The following is a 16,043-nucleotide window of genomic DNA, read 5'->3' as shown; positions in this document are numbered from 1 at the left end:
GTCAGTTGTCAGTAGGGGCGAAGCATTTGGAAGATAAATTATCGGTCATTGCCAAAAATAGTTCTCCAAATGCTTCGCCCGTACAGTTGTTGGTTGTTGGTTTTGAATTACTAAACCACTACTTTTGAAAACGTTGACGGAAATCTTCGATCATTAATTTTAAACCGTCTTGCAGAGGAATAGTAGGTTCCCAATCTAACAAAGTTTGTGCCTTAGTAATATCGGGACGACGACGACGGGGATCATCAGCAGGTAGGGGTTCAAATTTAATTTGTGCATCTGGGTTAATCAAGTTTTGCACAGCCTGCGCCAGTTCCAAGATAGTGTACTCATCAGGATTACCCAAATTTATGGGTCCGGTATGTTCACCATTCATTAATCGCATTAGTCCATTTACCAAGTCGGAAACATAACAAAAGCTCCGGGTTTGTTGACCTTCACCATAAACAGTTAAAGGCACACCTCGTAATGCTTGCGCGACAAAATTGCTGACTACGCGACCATCATTTTCCAGCATTCTCGGTCCATAAGTATTGAATATTCTGGCGACTCGAATCTCGACTTTATTTTCTCTGTAATAGTCAAATGCTAAGGTTTCGGCCATTCTCTTGCCTTCGTCATAACATGAGCGAATGCCAATGGGATTGACGCTGCCTCGATAATCTTCAGTTTGGGGATGAACTTCTGGATCTCCGTAGACTTCGCTGGTGGAAGCTAATAAAAATCTGGCTTTAACTCGTTTAGCTAACCCCAACATATTGAGTGTGCCAATAACGTTAGTTTTAACTGTTTTAATTGGGTTATACTGATAATGCACTGGAGAAGCCGGACAAGCCAGATGATAAACTTGATCCACTTCTAACCGAATTGGTTCGGTGATATCGTGACGGATCAGTTCAAAATTATGATGATCTAACCATTTGAGGAGATTGTGTTTCTTTCCTGTATAGAAATTATCCAGGCAGATGACTTCATGACCATCATTCATGAGTCGGTCAATTAGATGAGAACCAATAAACCCTGCACCACCCGTCACTAAAATTCTCATATTTTCCCTTTTGCTAACATCTACTTTCCGTATCCGTGTCATGCTTTTTTATATTATCCACATTGATAACAAAAAAGCAGGTTGATTTCTAGAATTTATTGTATGTCTTGTCAGACTAATACTAATTGTTGGCAATTTATTCTCTAATGAATAGGTTACTTATGCAATACCTTGTCCAAATTGGAAAAAGCCTTGATTTGTAGGTTGGATTGAAACATGAAACCCAACATGAGCCTTGGGTTGCGCTGTCGCTTCACCCAACAAAGCAGAAAATGGACAAGGTATTGTTAAGAGAATGTTTTATCAAATCTTAAAGAAAAAAATACAGTTTTAAATCCCTAATTATTTCAGTGGTAATCTCTCCCATCCAAATTGCTAGTATCGTTGGGCATAATTAAAGGTGATTTCTCCCTAATTTCAAGCTGAAATTTTTTTTGACAGGGGGTATAAGCCGTAACGGCTATTTCAGCACAAGATGTCAACGTTTCTCAACCCTGTGGCAAAATTTAGTAGAATCCTTACAAACTTACCATTCCCAGCATGACCTTAACTATTCCTAATCTCCCCAGTCTTTACGAAGCCTTTTCCACAGAAGCCAAATGGCAAAAATTCTGGGAAGACAACCAAGTTTACAAAGCTGACCCCAACCACAAGGGCGAACCTTACTGCGTCGTTATCCCTCCACCTAACGTGACTGGCAGTTTGCACATGGGTCACGCCTTTGAGGGGGCTTTGATTGACACCCTGGTGCGTTACCACCGCATGAAAGGACGGAACACCCTGTGGCTACCGGGAACTGACCACGCCAGCATTGCCGTGCAAACGATTTTAGAAAAGCAACTTAAAGCCGAGGGCAAAACTCGCCATGATTTAGGGCGGGAAAAGTTCCTAGAACGGGCTTGGCAATGGAAAGCGGAATCCGGCGGCACAATTATTAATCAGTTAAAACGCTTAGGGGTGTCCGTAGACTGGACGCGGGAACGCTTTACTTTAGATGAAGGTTTATCAAAATCTGTTTTAGAAGCATTTATTCGCCTCCATGAAGAAGGATTAATTCATCGTAGTAATTATTTAGTCAATTGGTGTCCTGCTTCTGGTTCAGCGGTGTCTGATTTGGAAGTCGAACCCAAAGAGGTAAATGGGAATCTGTGGTATTTCCGTTATCCTCTCAGCGACGGTTCTGGCTTTCTGGAAGTGGCGACAACTCGCCCCGAAACCATGTTAGGTGATACAGGTGTGGCTGTTAACCCCCATGACGACAGATATAAACACCTGATTGGGAAAACCGTGACTTTACCAATTATGAACCGGGAAATCCCGATTATTGGTGATGAATTGGTGGACGCGACTTTTGGGACAGGTTGCGTAAAAGTGACTCCAGCCCATGACCCCAATGATTTTGAAATGGGTAAACGTCATGATTTGCCGTTCATTAATATTATGAACAAGGACGGCACGTTAAATGAAAATGCGGGTGAGTTCCAAGGTCAAGACCGCTTTGTGGCTAGGAAAAATGTAGTAGCCCGTTTAGAAGCTGAGGGCGTTTTAGTCAAAGTTGAGGAATATAAACATACAGTACCTTATAGCGATCGCGGAAAAGTCCCTGTTGAACCTCTGCTTTCTACCCAATGGTTTGTAAAAATCCGCCCTCTGGCTGATAAAACTTTAGATTTCCTCGATACCCAAGATTCACCGGAAATAGTCCCTCAACGTTGGTCTAAAGTTTATCGTGATTGGTTAGTAAATCTACGTGATTGGTGTATTTCTCGCCAGTTGTGGTGGGGGCATCAAATCCCCGCTTGGTATGCTGTCAGCGAAACTGAGGGAGAAATTACCGATTCCACACCTTATTTTGTCGCTCGTAATGAAGAGGAAGCGTTAGAAAAAGCCAAAGTCCAATTTGGGGAAGATGTGAAATTAGTTCAAGACCCCGATGTTTTAGATACTTGGTTTTCTTCGGGACTGTGGCCATTTTCTACTTTAGGTTGGCCTGAAGAAACCGAAGATTTAGCGGCATATTACCCCACAGCAACCCTAGTTACTGGTTTTGATATTATCTTTTTCTGGGTCGCCAGAATGACAATGATGGGAACACATTTTACCGGAAAAATGCCGTTTAAAACTGTGTACATTCATGGTTTGGTGCGAGATGAAAATAATAAGAAAATGTCGAAATCGGCAAATAATGGAATTGATCCTTTATTGTTGATTGCCAAATATGGAACTGATGCTTTACGCTATACCTTAATTAAGGAAGTAGCTGGGGCTGGTCAAGATATTCGTTTAGAATATGACCGTAAAAAAGATGAATCTATCTCTGTCGAAGCTTCTCGCAATTTTGCCAATAAGTTGTGGAATGCTGCCAGATTTGTGATGATGAATTTGGATGGACAAACTCCAGCCCAATTAGGTCAACCAGTTCCCACAGAATTAAGTGATAGATGGATTCTTTCCCGTTTTAACCAAGTTGTTAAACAAACAAATCATGACATTGATAATTATGGTTTAGGGGAAGCAGCAAAAGGACTTTATGAATTTATTTGGGGTGATTTCTGTGATTGGTATATTGAATTAGTTAAATCCAGATTACAGAAAGATGCAGAACCCACATCTCGCAAAGTTACCCAACAAATCATTGCCTACATTTTAGAAGGGATTTTAAAATTACTCCATCCCTTTATGCCTCACATTACTGAGGAAATTTGGCAAACTCTCACTCAACAACCCGCAGAAAATCCTGAACTTTTACCTTTACAAGCATATCCTGAAGCCGATGATAATCTGATTGATTCAGCTTTGGAAACACAGTTTGATTTATTAATTGGCACAATTCGCACAATTCGCAATTTACGGGCAGAAGCAGATATTAAACCAGGGGTAAAAATTACTGCAAATTTGCAAAGTGAAAGCGCAAGTGAAAGATTTATTCTCACTGCGGGACAGACTTATATTCAAGATTTAGCCAAAGTGGAAACTTTAATAATTGTTGATGTTAATCCTGTTGTGATTCCCGAAGAGATTGCAAAAACTGAAGATAATAAATATTGGGGTGGAATCAAGATCATTGCTTTAATAGTTGTTGCCCTTATTAGCTTAAAAGTAGCTATATTTGTGGGAAATACTGCGTTAGATATTCCCTTTTTTGGTACTAGCTTTGAAATAGTTGGTTTGGGTTATGTTAGTTGGTTTATTATCCGCTATTTACTCAAATCTGAAGCAAGAGAAGAGTTATTTGCAAAATACTTTCCACCCAGTGAAACACCAATTGAACCAGAATTACCACCAACCGTACTCCAGGAAAAAGAAAATTCTATTGCTGGTGTTATCGGGACTGTACAGGTAGTAATTCCCTTAAAAGGAGTTGTAGATATTGAAGTCGTTCGTGCGAAACTGGAGAAAAGCTTACAAAAAGCCGAAGCAGAAGCTCAATCTTTAAGTGCGAGATTAAGCAATTCTAAATTTGTGGATAAAGCCCCCGCAGATGTAGTACAGACTACAAGAGAGACTTTAGTAGAAGCACAAAAACAAGCAGAAATTTTACGCATACGTCTGGAGACATTATCGTAGATGGTGATTGGTGATTGGTGATTGGTGATTGGTGATTGGGAAGATTACCTATTACCTATTACCTATTACCTATTACCTATTACCTAAAAATTATGTTATGGCTTGCCCAAGTACATAAAAATGATTTTTTAGATCAATATCAATTACGTTATTAAGTTTATACATCTGCGCCAAACTAATTCTTAACCAACCCCTCCAGTATTAGCTTACAGTTAAGGGAATGTGCTATGCCTAATGTAAAGTGTAGCGATCGCTCTCAGTCAGTATATCACTGTTATGATACTAATTTATTCTAAGCTATATAAGTAATATTTATCACCAACTCTTGATTAAGGTCGTGAGCGATTTTTTGCAAATTGGGTTAATATATGGATAGCCGTTAAATCGCCTAAGTTCTCCTATATTTCCCATAATAAACTTATTAGCAAGTAAATTTAAATTATGTTACCTCTAAACCCCCCTCTCACTAAACAAGATTTTATTAACTCTGGCTGGAAAGAAGTGGTTAATAGCAGCGAGAGAAAAGAATGTCTTAGCTATCACATGACTTTCTGGAATAAGGCAAAGCAAGCAGAAGCAGCAGTCAATATTAGAGAACAGATTGTTTTTGAAATTTTGGCCTTTGTAACCGGTGCTGCAATCAAACCAGAATTAAACGATGAGTTTTTTGGTGAAGTTTTTAGCAACCTCGCGGAAGAATATTTAAACTTTTTAACTAAAATTGCACCTGAAATATCAGATCCAGAACTTCAGGCACGAGTAGCTGATATTCTGTGGGTGAAAAATGGTAACTACCAAATGGCGCAGTTAGCAGTTGAGGCTTATTTAGAATCTGCTAAACAATTAGAAGACCCTCAAAAATGGAGTCACTGTGTTGATAGGATAGAAAGATCGCTTAGGTTAGCACGCAAAATTAATTATAAACCAGAAATTGTTATTGAATATATAGACGAGGTTTTAAATCGCTACCAAGGAGAAGATTCATTATGGCTATCAATAAAGCTCCATGAGCTTTTACAAGATGAAAAAAACATAAATCTTTTGCGGAAAAAACAACTTTTAAATACTGCTAAATATGCTGCTTTAGCTGAGAAAGGGGCAATTTTTCAAGAATCTAGTAAAGAATGGGATAAAGCAAGAAACTACTGGGAAATTAAGGCAGGATGGCATCGCATTGAAAAAAATGTAGAAAAGGCATATACAGCGAGAATGCTTGCTGCTGAAACTTACATTAAGGAAGCTGAAGATTCTTTAACTAAACATCCACTTCCTTACCTAAAAGCATCACGCGATTTACAGAAAGCGTTGGAAGCATTTGAAAGATTAAAAAGCCAAGGTACAGAAGAGGAAAGAGCAGCGATAAACACTAGATTAGAAGAAATTCATAAACGTCTTCTTGAGTATCAGCAAAAGTCATCTAATGAGTTAATAACAATTTCTTCTGAGTTTAATATTAGTGAAGAAGTAGAATTAGCTAGATCACAGGTTAGAGGGAAAGAATTTCCAGAAGCACTATTATCTTTGGCTTCTTTAGCAACTCCACCTAAAGTTTCAGAACTGCGACAAAGCGTAAAAGAAACAGCTAGTTTATCCCATTTTTTCCCAATAGTAAAAATGAATGAGATGGGTAAAGTTGTAGCGCGTCAAATTACTAACTCTGATGACGGGGAAGAAGCAATTAAGTTTGAAATGTATGTAAAAGCTGCTGAATATCAAAAAATTTATGCTCAGGCTTTTATTGAACCAGCTAGATATCAAATCTTTTCGGAACATATAATACAAAAGGAAGAAAACAAAATCAAAGAGACAGACTTACTTCCACGAGTTTCAAATAGCCCTTTTGTACCATCAGGAAGAGAACATTTATTTGCAAAAGGTCTTTATGCTGGATTAATAGGAGATTTTGTTACTTCTACTCATATCTTAATTCCCCAAATTGAAAACTCCGTTCGTTATCTACTCTCTAATAGAGGAGCAATAACTTCGGGAATTGACAACAAAAATAATGGTATTCAAAAAGAGGACAATTTAAATACAACTCTTTTCCCTAGTAAATATCCACAAATTACTTCCATTTTTGATGAAAATACACTTTTTGATCTTCAGGGGTTATTAATAGAGAAATCTGGGTCAAATTTAAGAAATCGCATGGCTCATGGTTTAATTAATGATAATGACTTTTCAAGTCCTATTTTTTCTTACTTATGGTGGGTAACATTACGTCTATGTTTTGGTTTGGAAATATTAACACCTGAAGAAATTGTAGAAGAGTCTAACCCTTTAGTCAAATTTGCTGGTATGTTCAAAGATGATCCATTTTTTGATGAATTTGAAAAAGAAATGACTGCAAATCGGCATAAATTAGATGAAGAAATGGCTGCGGAGGAAGCTTTTGTCGAGGAGAATCATGCAGCGTGAGTATCTATATTCTTGATACTAATATTGTGACTCTTTTACAACATGAAAATAGTCAAATCATTCAACGTGTTAGAGCCGTTGATAGTTCTAACATATTTGTGACAACTATCACGCTTGAAGAACAATTAAAAGGTAGACTAGCTATTATCAATAAATGTAATAGCCATCAAAACCTACAAGGATTAGCATCTGCTCATCGAAATCTAAAACTGACTCAAAATTTATTCTGTAACCTCAATTTATTGGAGTTCAATGAAGCAGCTTGTGAATGTTATAAAAAGTTACGACAGCAAAAAATTAACAGCGGTTCACAAGACTTAAGAATTGCTGCAATAGCTTTAGTTAATCGAGCAATTGTAGTTACTCAAAATTATAAAGACTTTATCAAAGTTCCTGATTTAACTATCGAAGATTGGACTCGATAATAATCTTTGTAAAACTTATTTTCATAAATTAAAACTTCACGCAAAGACACAAATAAAACCTCTCCATGCGTGCCTCTGCGCCTCTGCGTGAACTTAATCCTTAATCAACCCCTCCAACATCACTTGTAAATCCTGCGTCAACTCACTAACACCCTTTCGCAAAGCTTGTTTATTCCCTTGACAATTTTCCCATCTTGTACTCACATTAATCGGTTCACCAACAGAAATCATGGATTGTTTTAAACCTAAACGTGGTCTTCCTGGTAAAGTAGAATCCTGAATGCGAGACAACATATCAAACATTAATAAAAGGGTTTCGGCAAATCTTTCCGGCGTGGGTTTTTCGAGAATATAATTAGCAGTAACCGCCACAAAACTTTCAGCAATTCTCATGTGTTGCATTTTTAAATCGGCTTCTTGGGCTATCCAATCAGCTAGACCACGTTTGAAAGGTGGTAAACTGGGAATATCGGCAATATCATCTCGATAAATATAATTCCAACCAGCATCTTCTAAACGGCGACATCTATCAATAAAATTACCTTGAGACTGAAGATTAAAATACTTTTCCGTAATTTTCAAAGCAGTGTCCATCAAACGGTGTAATCTAGTAATTAACACTTCATTTATAGGAACTTCTGAACTGATAATTTCTGGAAAATCTTGATGATAGAAACGGTGATAAAATTCCTCCATTTCCGAAATTAGATATTCAGCTAAACGCAAAACACGCTGATATAAAATTTCTGGTTGTTCTTTCCCAGTTTGACTAAATTCCGTCATAGGTAAACCGCTATCAGCTTCCAATTTAGATAAAAGCCAATCTATTTTTTGCCAAGGGGGATTAACATAACTATATTTAATGCCAATAGGAATAATAAAAACCTGTTCTTCGCGGTTAGCTTTTTTTAGATCTTCCACACACCAAAAACCTAACTGTGCCACACCAGGTTCTAAGGGACTAACTATACTACTATGTCCATTTGTACCACCTTCAGGAGCGATCGCAATCGGCATTTCTGCATTAGCAAATAATTCCCTGGCCATTTGGATAGCATTTCTATCTACGCGTCTTCCCCTACGAATCGGCACACCACCAAGTCGAGAAAATAACCATCCCAACCAATTTCCCGCCCATAACGTCATTCCCCGTTCATACATAAAATGACTGTGAACAGGGTATTTGAGACTAATTCCTTTTTCTCTTGCCACCTTGGGAACAATCCGTGATAACAGGTATAACATAGATAAAGGATCTTCCACTTCGGGGTGACGAAAAGCAATTAAAAATCTGACCTTACCTGCTTGAAAATCGTGGTATAACTTGGCTAATACTTCCGCATTTTTAGCTTCAACATTAACAATACCCGCAGGTAGCCAAGGTCTAGTTCTCACCCGCAAAATAAAAGGCAAAAACCAAGATACAATTTTAACAATAAAGGGATTATGACGTTGAGGAATAAATTTAAGCGGAGGTTGGGTGGAATGAATAGACTTAGGCAAGTTGTTCTCCTGTGATATGGCGAAAAAAGCTAAAATTGAGAAATCGCTGCTAATTTAATTATCATAATCATAATGAACACACCCGCAGACCAGCGAAAATTTGCCCCCGCAACCCAGCGCAACCGCGAACCGATTCTAGAATTGCTTTTACAAATATTGCCTCAACATGGGACTATTTTAGAAATAGCCAGTGGCACAGGTGAACACGCTACATTTTTCTCCTACCACCTCGCACCTCGACAATGGCTACCTTCCGACCCTAACCCAGAACTGCGTGCTAGTATTAGCGCGTGGACTGAATTTTTTCCCTGTAAAGCCATGCAGCCACCCCTAGATTTAGATGCAAGTTCACCAATTTGGCCTGTGGAAAAAGAGATAATACCACAACCACCTATTTCTGCCATTGTCAATATTAACATGATTCATATTTCCCCTTGGTCAGCCTGTTTAGGACTAATGGCAGGGGCTGGACGGATTCTGCCACCTGGTGGTATACTCTACTTGTATGGTCCCTATAAACAAAATGGAGAACATACCGCACCCAGTAACGCTGATTTTGATGAGTCTTTACAAGCACAGAATCCAGACTGGGGAGTGCGTAATTTAGAAGATGTAGTAAAAGCTGCTGAAGCCCAAAACCTGACATTGCATCAAACTCACCCCATGCCAGCAAATAACCTTTCCTTAGTATTTAAACATGAATTATGTTTCGCGCAAAGACGCTAAGGAGCAAAGACGCAAAGGAATTTATCTGTTTGGTTATGTATAATTAGTGGAGGTTAGCGGACTCGAACCGCTGACATCCTGCTTGCAAAGCAGGCGCTCTACCAACTGAGCTAAACCCCCAAGTCTGTTTTTTATGTAAAAAGGGTCAATTTTACATAACCATCCTATCATAAACTATTATTATTAATTTGACAAGACTATGAACCAAGAAAATCAGACAGTTGTTGCTGCATTATATAAATTTGTGAGTCTACCTGATTGTAATGAACTGCAAGCAGCCTTATTATCCTTTTGTCAGTTACAAGGAATTAAAGGAACTATCTTACTAGCACAGGAAGGAATTAACGGCACAATTGCTGGTTCTCGTCAGCAAATTGACACAGTTTTAGCCTTTCTTCGCAATGACTCGCGGTTTGCAGATTTAGAACATAAAGAATCTTACACAGAAATTCCCCCATTTGAACGGTTAAAAATTAGGTTAAAGCCAGAAATTGTGACTTTGGGATTACCAGAAGTGAACCCTGCGGAAAAAGTAGGAACTTATGTAAAACCTGAAGATTGGAATGATTTAATTTCTAACCCAGAAGTCACAGTCATTGATACCCGCAATGATTATGAAGTCACCATTGGGACTTTTAAAGGTGCAGAAAATCCCCAAACTCAAATATTTCGAGATTTTCCCGAATATGTACAAAAACATCTTGATCCCAAAAAACATCAAAAAGTAGCCATGTTTTGTACTGGAGGAATTCGTTGTGAAAAAGCCTCATCTTATTTACTTTCTCAAGGTTTTGAAGAAGTTTATCACCTCCAAGGAGGCATTCTCAAATATCTAGAAGAAATTCCCCAAACAGAAAGTTTATGGGAAGGAGAATGTTTTATTTTTGATGAAAGAATCACAGTTAGTCATAACTTAGAAACAGGAAATCAGGAATTATGCTTTTGTTGTGGATATCCCATTTCCGAAACAGATAAAACCTCCCCAGAATATGAAAAAAATATTTCCTGTCCTCACTGTTTCCATACCTTAACACCCGAAAAAAGAAAGCGACTACAGCAAAAATGGAAACATTACCAATCAATAAATTCAACCAATACTTAAACTTCAGATTTCTTTCTTCCTTTGCGTCTTTGCTCCTTTGCCCCTTTGCGCGAAACAAAATTTAGAAAAAACCCTAATATCCAAAAGTGATCATTACAATATATTAATACAGAACTCCTTGGAGAACGATTTGTGGTAGCTAATCCCCCGCGCACTCAAACCAGCACATTGAGCAACTTTACACAAAGACACATTGGACCAAACCCTGATGATGTCAAGCAAATGCTTGATATATTAGGTCTTTCCAACCTTGATGACCTAATTGATAAAACAGTACCACAGGCAATTCGTTTTCATCAAACCCTAAATCTACCAGCAGCGCAAAGCGAATATGCAGCACTGGCGAAATTAAAGCAAATAGCGGATAAAAATCAAGTTTATCGCTCATTTATCGGCATGGGATATTATGACTGTATTACCCCTACCGTCATTCAACGCAACATCTTAGAAAATCCCGGTTGGTATACAGCATACACCCCTTATCAGCCAGAAATTGCCCAAGGACGTTTGGGAGCGTTGTTAAATTTCCAAACCATGATTATTGACTTAACGGGTTTAGAAATTGCTAACGCTTCTTTACTTGATGAAGGGACAGCAGCCGCAGAGGCTATGAGTATGAGTTATGGTGTCTGCAAAAACAAATCCCATAACTATTTTGTGTCTAGTGAATGTCATCCTCAAACCATTGATGTATTGCAAACACGCGCAAAACCTTTAGGGATCAATATCATTATCGGTGATCATCAAACCTTTGATTTTTCCGAAACTATCTTTGGTGCGATTCTGCAATATCCCGCAACCGACGGGACAATTTACGATTACTGCGATTTTATCACAAAGTCTCATGCTCAGGGTGCATTGGTGACTGTAGCCGCAGATCCTTTGAGCTTATTATTACTTACATCTCCCGGTGAATTAGGGGCTGATATTGCCGTAGGCAGTACCCAACGCTTCGGAATTCCTTTGGGATTTGGGGGACCACACGCTGCTTATTTTGCCACGAAGGAAGAGTATAAACGGCTTGTTCCAGGGCGCATTGTGGGGGTATCAAAAGATGTGAATGGTAAACCTGCCTTACGTTTGGCGTTGCAAACCCGTGAACAGCACATCCGCAGAGATAAAGCCACCAGTAATATCTGCACAGCCCAGGTTTTATTGGCAGTGATGGCGAGTATGTATGCAGTTTATCATGGACCGGACGGACTGAGAGCGATCGCCCAAAATATCCATGAACTTACCGCAACTTTAGCCGCAGGATTGAAAAAGTTAGATTATAAAATCAGTTCTGAAAACTTCTTTGATACCTTGCGGGTAGAATTAGGAAATACCAAATTAGAAGCAATTCTCGACGCTGCGAATGAGAGAAATATCAACTTGAGAATTTTTGATAATTCCACTGTGGGTATTTCCTTAGATGAAACTACCACAGAAACAGATTTAATTGACCTTTGGCAAATTTTCGCATTGAAAGATCAATTACCTTTTACTGTGAAAGAATTACCAATTTCTCATTCTCAATTATCACGGACAAGTAAATATCTCACCCATCCAGTTTTTAACCGTTACCATTCAGAAACGGAATTATTACGTTATTTACATCAACTAGAAAGCAAGGATTTATCATTAACAACTTCAATGATTCCCTTGGGATCTTGTACCATGAAGTTAAACGCAACTTCGGAAATGATTCCGGTAACTTGGGCGGAATTTGGGAAAATCCATCCTTTTGCGCCAATTTCTCAAACTAGAGGTTATCAAATCCTGTTCCAACAACTAGAAGCATGGTTAGGAGAAATCACAGGTTTTGCGGGAATTTCCTTACAACCAAATGCAGGTTCTCAAGGTGAATATGCGGGACTTTTGGTAATTCATGAATATCATCAAAGTCGCGGAGAAGGACACAGAAATATTTGTTTAATTCCGCAATCTGCACATGGTACAAATCCCGCGAGTGCGGTAATGTGTGGAATGAAAGTTGTCGGAGTTGCTTGTGATGATCATGGTAATATTGATGTTGAAGATCTAAAAGCCAAAGCTGAAAAACATAGTCAGGAATTATCAGCTTTAATGGTGACATATCCATCAACTCATGGGGTATTTGAAGAAGCAATTCAAGAAATTTGTGCGGTAATTCATAGTCACGGTGGACAAGTTTACATGGACGGTGCTAATATGAATGCCCAAGTAGGTATTTGTCGTCCTGGTGATATTGGTGCAGATGTCTGTCATTTGAATTTACACAAAACCTTCTGTATTCCTCATGGTGGTGGTGGTCCCGGTATGGGTCCCATTGGTGTCGCTTCCCACCTTGTCCCCTTTTTACCCGGACATTCTGTGGTGAGAATGGGTGGTGATTTGGGTGCTGTTTCTGCTGCACCTTGGGGTAGTGCAAGTATTTTGGTGATTTCTTGGATGTATATTATCATGATGGGTGCAGATGGGTTGACGGAAGCAACCAAAATTGCCATTTTGAATGCTAATTACATGGCTAAGAAATTGGAATCATATTATCCGGTTTTGTATCAGGGAAAAAATGGTTTAGTGGCACATGAATGTATTTTAGATTTGCGAAGTTTGAAGAAATCAGCGCAGATTGAAATTGATGATGTTGCGAAGCGGTTAATGGATTATGGTTTTCATGCACCTACTGTTTCTTGGCCTGTTGCTGGGACAATTATGGTAGAACCAACGGAAAGTGAATCTAAACAGGAATTAGATAGATTTTGTGATGCTTTGATTGCGATTCGTGAGGAAGTTGCGGCAATTGAATCTGGTAAAATGGACATTCACGATAATCTTTTGAAAAATGCCCCTCACACTGCGGAAAGTTTGATTATTGGTGAGTGGAAACATCCTTATTCCCGTGAACAAGCTGCTTATCCTGCACCTTGGAATAAGGAATATAAGTTCTGGCCAAGTGTGGGGAGAATTGACGCAGCTTTTGGGGATAGGAATTTTGTTTGTTCTTGTTTACCGATGGAGGCTTATAGTTAATTAATTGTAGGGTGCGTTACATTTCATTAACGCACCATTTTGATTTTTTGATTGAAATGGTGCGTTACGCTGATGGTAATGCTACGGACTGCCTGCATTTATGTTAAAATGAAATGAGCAAGTTAATAAATGGTTATATTAACAATAATGACAGATCCAGAACAAAAGCTGAATGAATTATTGCAGGAAATTAAGCAGGTGTTGAATGTTGCTAATGCTACACTTGCTAAACAACAAGAGATTAGTGAGGCTGAATTCTATGAGCAGTTTGCAAGTATTGTTGAAAGAGAAACAGCTGAGGAATTGTGGAAATCAAAAGGATGGGAGACAAAGCGTGTATTGAGAGAGATTATTTTTGTGCTAATGGAATATCCTGAATTACGCCAAAAAATTGAAGATAAAGGATTCACTTTAGGAGAGATTATCAAATTAACTTCAGTTAATCTCCTTCCAAATGCTGAAAATGCAGTCATTGACATTCGCAAACTTCGTGATTACTCACTTAATTTAGCTCATCCTAAAGGTAAAGATAAAGCTCGTCTCTTTTTGTCAATTTTGGGTATGACTGCTGGAAATGCTGAGGAATTACGCCAGATAATTTTGGAAGAAGTCAAAACCCAAGAAGTTAGTTTGAATAGGCGTGATAAATTTGGACAACGCTACACAATAGACTTTACTCTGGAATGGCAAAATAAAAGTGCAACTATTCGTACAGGTTGGATTATTGAACCTGATTCTGATATTCCAAGATTAACGTCCTGCTATCCTGTAGTATAAAAATACCTGGAGGTTACAGAAAATGAGTAAAAGTATACCCAAATTACTAGACGTAATAGCACTTACCGTTGATATACCTGAATATAACTTATCATGCGGTCAAGTAGGTACAATAGTCGAATTATTAGCCGATGGTTCTGCATTTGAAGTAGAATTTAGCGATAGTAATGGACAAACATACGAATCTGTTGGGTTGCGTCCAGAGCAAATTATGGTTTTACATTTTGATCCAACATCACCTAACTTTGTGCCGGAAATGGTTACAGTATAAGTAACTGTAGCAAACGTAGGTTGGTTTCACTCAAGAAAAACCAACACCTTATAATAAGCTCTGTTGACTTTTGCGGTTGCTCTAACCAACCTACAAAACTTTACCAATAAGAAAATAAAATGAACATTCTTGAAATATTACCTAGTTACGACAAAGTAGAGATTTATCCAGAATATCGTACTTACACAAAAGAAAGTCCTTATTCAGATAATGACTATGACTATGAATATGATTTATATATAATTTACTTTGAGAAATTCGTAATTTTGAGAGATTATGGTCGTGCAAGCTTTCAAGAAAAACCAGTCGTTATACCTCGTGTATTTTTTGATAAGGTTCATCCCTTAGAGGACAGACTAGCAAAAGCTAAACGGTTTCTAGAATTCAAAATAAACAATTCTCATGAACAAGATTTAGTCAAGAGGGGTAATTGGAATATTGAAAATATAAATAACAACCAGAATAGCGAGCAGTTGAGAAAATTTTTAAATTTAGCTTTGGGTCAAGATGATCATCAGTCCCAATCATACAGTAATGATAAAAGAGAGAGTATATCAACATTAATGGAGATGCTCACAACTCTCAATAAATTTTTTACAGTTTTCCCCTGCTCAGAACCTAAACAAAAGATAATTGATTTGGGAAGGTATTTTCAAGAAAAGTATTTTCAACAAGAAGATAGTTATATTAAGGAATTAAAAAATGAGGAGATAGTTTTAACTCCTAAAGAATTTGAAGAAGTATATCAGGATTTTCTGAATAGGATAAATCATAGTGATGATGGCAATAAGAAGGATTATGAATATAGTAATGATGATGACGATGCGGAGTTTGGATATCTAGCAGGACTAGTTGCTGATGGGGAATTAAACCCTAATGACCCGCGCTGGCCTTTTTGACTACAACAACTTTAATGCGATCGCTCATCTTCTAGCTTAGATTAAGGAACGCAACCCAACATAATTAAAATATCTGAGTTCATATTTTTTGTCAGAATCAGGATGTCCAGGATTTTAGGATTTACAGGATTGTGATTTGTAAGTTGTTGGTGGGATGCTGAAATTGTAATTGTCTGAATCAGGATGTCCAGGATTTTAGGATGTACAGGATTGTTATTGATGAATTGTCTGTGAAGATTTGAAGATTATAAAATCCAGTTACAGTAATAGTCAAGAATTAACAGCGGATAATTTAACTGATAACTTATCTATT

General features: G+C 38.1%; 11 protein-coding genes and 1 tRNA gene. 9 read left to right on the top strand and 3 right to left on the bottom strand.

Going from position 1 to position 16,043, the window contains the following annotated elements; genetic code table 11:
* Positions 1-118: 118 nt before the first annotated feature.
* Positions 119-1,048, bottom strand: coding sequence for a UDP-glucuronic acid decarboxylase family protein (locus AN490_RS14120; RefSeq protein ID WP_015081118.1), 930 nt, complete (start codon positions 1,046-1,048; stop codon positions 119-121).
* Positions 1,049-1,588: 540 nt separating this feature from the next.
* Here AN490_RS14120 and AN490_RS14115 point away from each other — a divergent pair.
* The 3 genes from AN490_RS14115 (at position 1,589) to AN490_RS14105 (ending at position 7,458) form a co-directional block, all read left to right on the top strand.
* Entirely contained in the window at positions 1,589-4,615 is a 3,027-nt protein-coding gene (locus AN490_RS14115) for a valine--tRNA ligase (protein ID WP_300004386.1), read from the top strand.
* A 441-nt stretch (positions 4,616-5,056) separates the two neighbouring features.
* On the top strand, positions 5,057-7,033 hold the full coding sequence (locus AN490_RS14110; protein ID WP_300004383.1) for a DUF4209 domain-containing protein: 1,977 nt from the start codon (positions 5,057-5,059) through the stop codon (positions 7,031-7,033).
* A complete protein-coding gene (locus AN490_RS14105; protein ID WP_300004380.1) occupies positions 7,030-7,458 on the top strand; it encodes a type II toxin-antitoxin system VapC family toxin in 429 nt (142 codons plus the stop codon). The genes AN490_RS14110 and AN490_RS14105 overlap by 4 nt, the downstream gene beginning before the upstream one ends.
* A gap of 93 nt (positions 7,459-7,551) precedes the next feature.
* On the opposite strand, the gene AN490_RS14100 is transcribed toward AN490_RS14105, so the two are convergent.
* Positions 7,552-8,961 (bottom strand): 1-acyl-sn-glycerol-3-phosphate acyltransferase, encoded by a 1,410-nt coding sequence (locus tag AN490_RS14100; protein WP_300004377.1) that lies wholly within the window; start codon positions 8,959-8,961, stop codon positions 7,552-7,554.
* A 72-nt stretch (positions 8,962-9,033) separates the two neighbouring features.
* Here AN490_RS14100 and AN490_RS14095 point away from each other — a divergent pair, with 72 nt between their 5' ends.
* On the top strand, positions 9,034-9,687 hold the full coding sequence (locus AN490_RS14095) for a DUF938 domain-containing protein (protein WP_300004374.1): 654 nt from the start codon (positions 9,034-9,036) through the stop codon (positions 9,685-9,687).
* 47 nt (positions 9,688-9,734) lie between these two features.
* Here the strand turns inward: AN490_RS14095 and AN490_RS14090 are convergent.
* Positions 9,735-9,807: transfer RNA gene (locus tag AN490_RS14090), tRNA-Ala, on the bottom strand.
* Between the two features lie 79 nt (positions 9,808-9,886).
* On the opposite strand from AN490_RS14090, the gene AN490_RS14085 reads away from it, so the two are divergent.
* From AN490_RS14085 to AN490_RS14065, 5 genes are all read left to right on the top strand, one after another.
* A complete protein-coding gene (locus AN490_RS14085; protein WP_300004371.1) occupies positions 9,887-10,789 on the top strand; it encodes a rhodanese-related sulfurtransferase in 903 nt (300 codons plus the stop codon).
* A gap of 132 nt (positions 10,790-10,921) precedes the next feature.
* Positions 10,922-13,783 (top strand): aminomethyl-transferring glycine dehydrogenase, encoded by a 2,862-nt coding sequence (gcvP, locus tag AN490_RS14080; RefSeq protein WP_300004368.1) that lies wholly within the window; start codon positions 10,922-10,924, stop codon positions 13,781-13,783.
* 129 nt (positions 13,784-13,912) lie between these two features.
* Positions 13,913-14,560 carry a DUF6883 domain-containing protein gene (locus tag AN490_RS14075; protein WP_300004365.1) on the top strand — a complete coding sequence of 216 codons (648 nt, stop codon included), beginning with the start codon at positions 13,913-13,915 and terminating at the stop codon, positions 14,558-14,560.
* A gap of 22 nt (positions 14,561-14,582) precedes the next feature.
* Complete coding sequence (locus AN490_RS14070) at positions 14,583-14,831, top strand: DUF4926 domain-containing protein (protein ID WP_300004362.1); 249 nt, start codon at positions 14,583-14,585, stop codon at positions 14,829-14,831.
* A 119-nt stretch (positions 14,832-14,950) separates the two neighbouring features.
* A complete protein-coding gene (locus AN490_RS14065; RefSeq protein WP_300004359.1) occupies positions 14,951-15,730 on the top strand; it encodes a hypothetical protein in 780 nt (259 codons plus the stop codon).
* Positions 15,731-16,043 lie beyond the last annotated feature (313 nt).

The sequence above is a fragment of the Anabaena sp. AL09 genome (assembly GCF_001672255.1).
GTDB lineage: Bacteria > Cyanobacteriota > Cyanobacteriia > Cyanobacteriales > Nostocaceae > Dolichospermum > Dolichospermum lemmermannii.
This window is presented reverse-complemented; position numbering and strand designations above follow the sequence as displayed.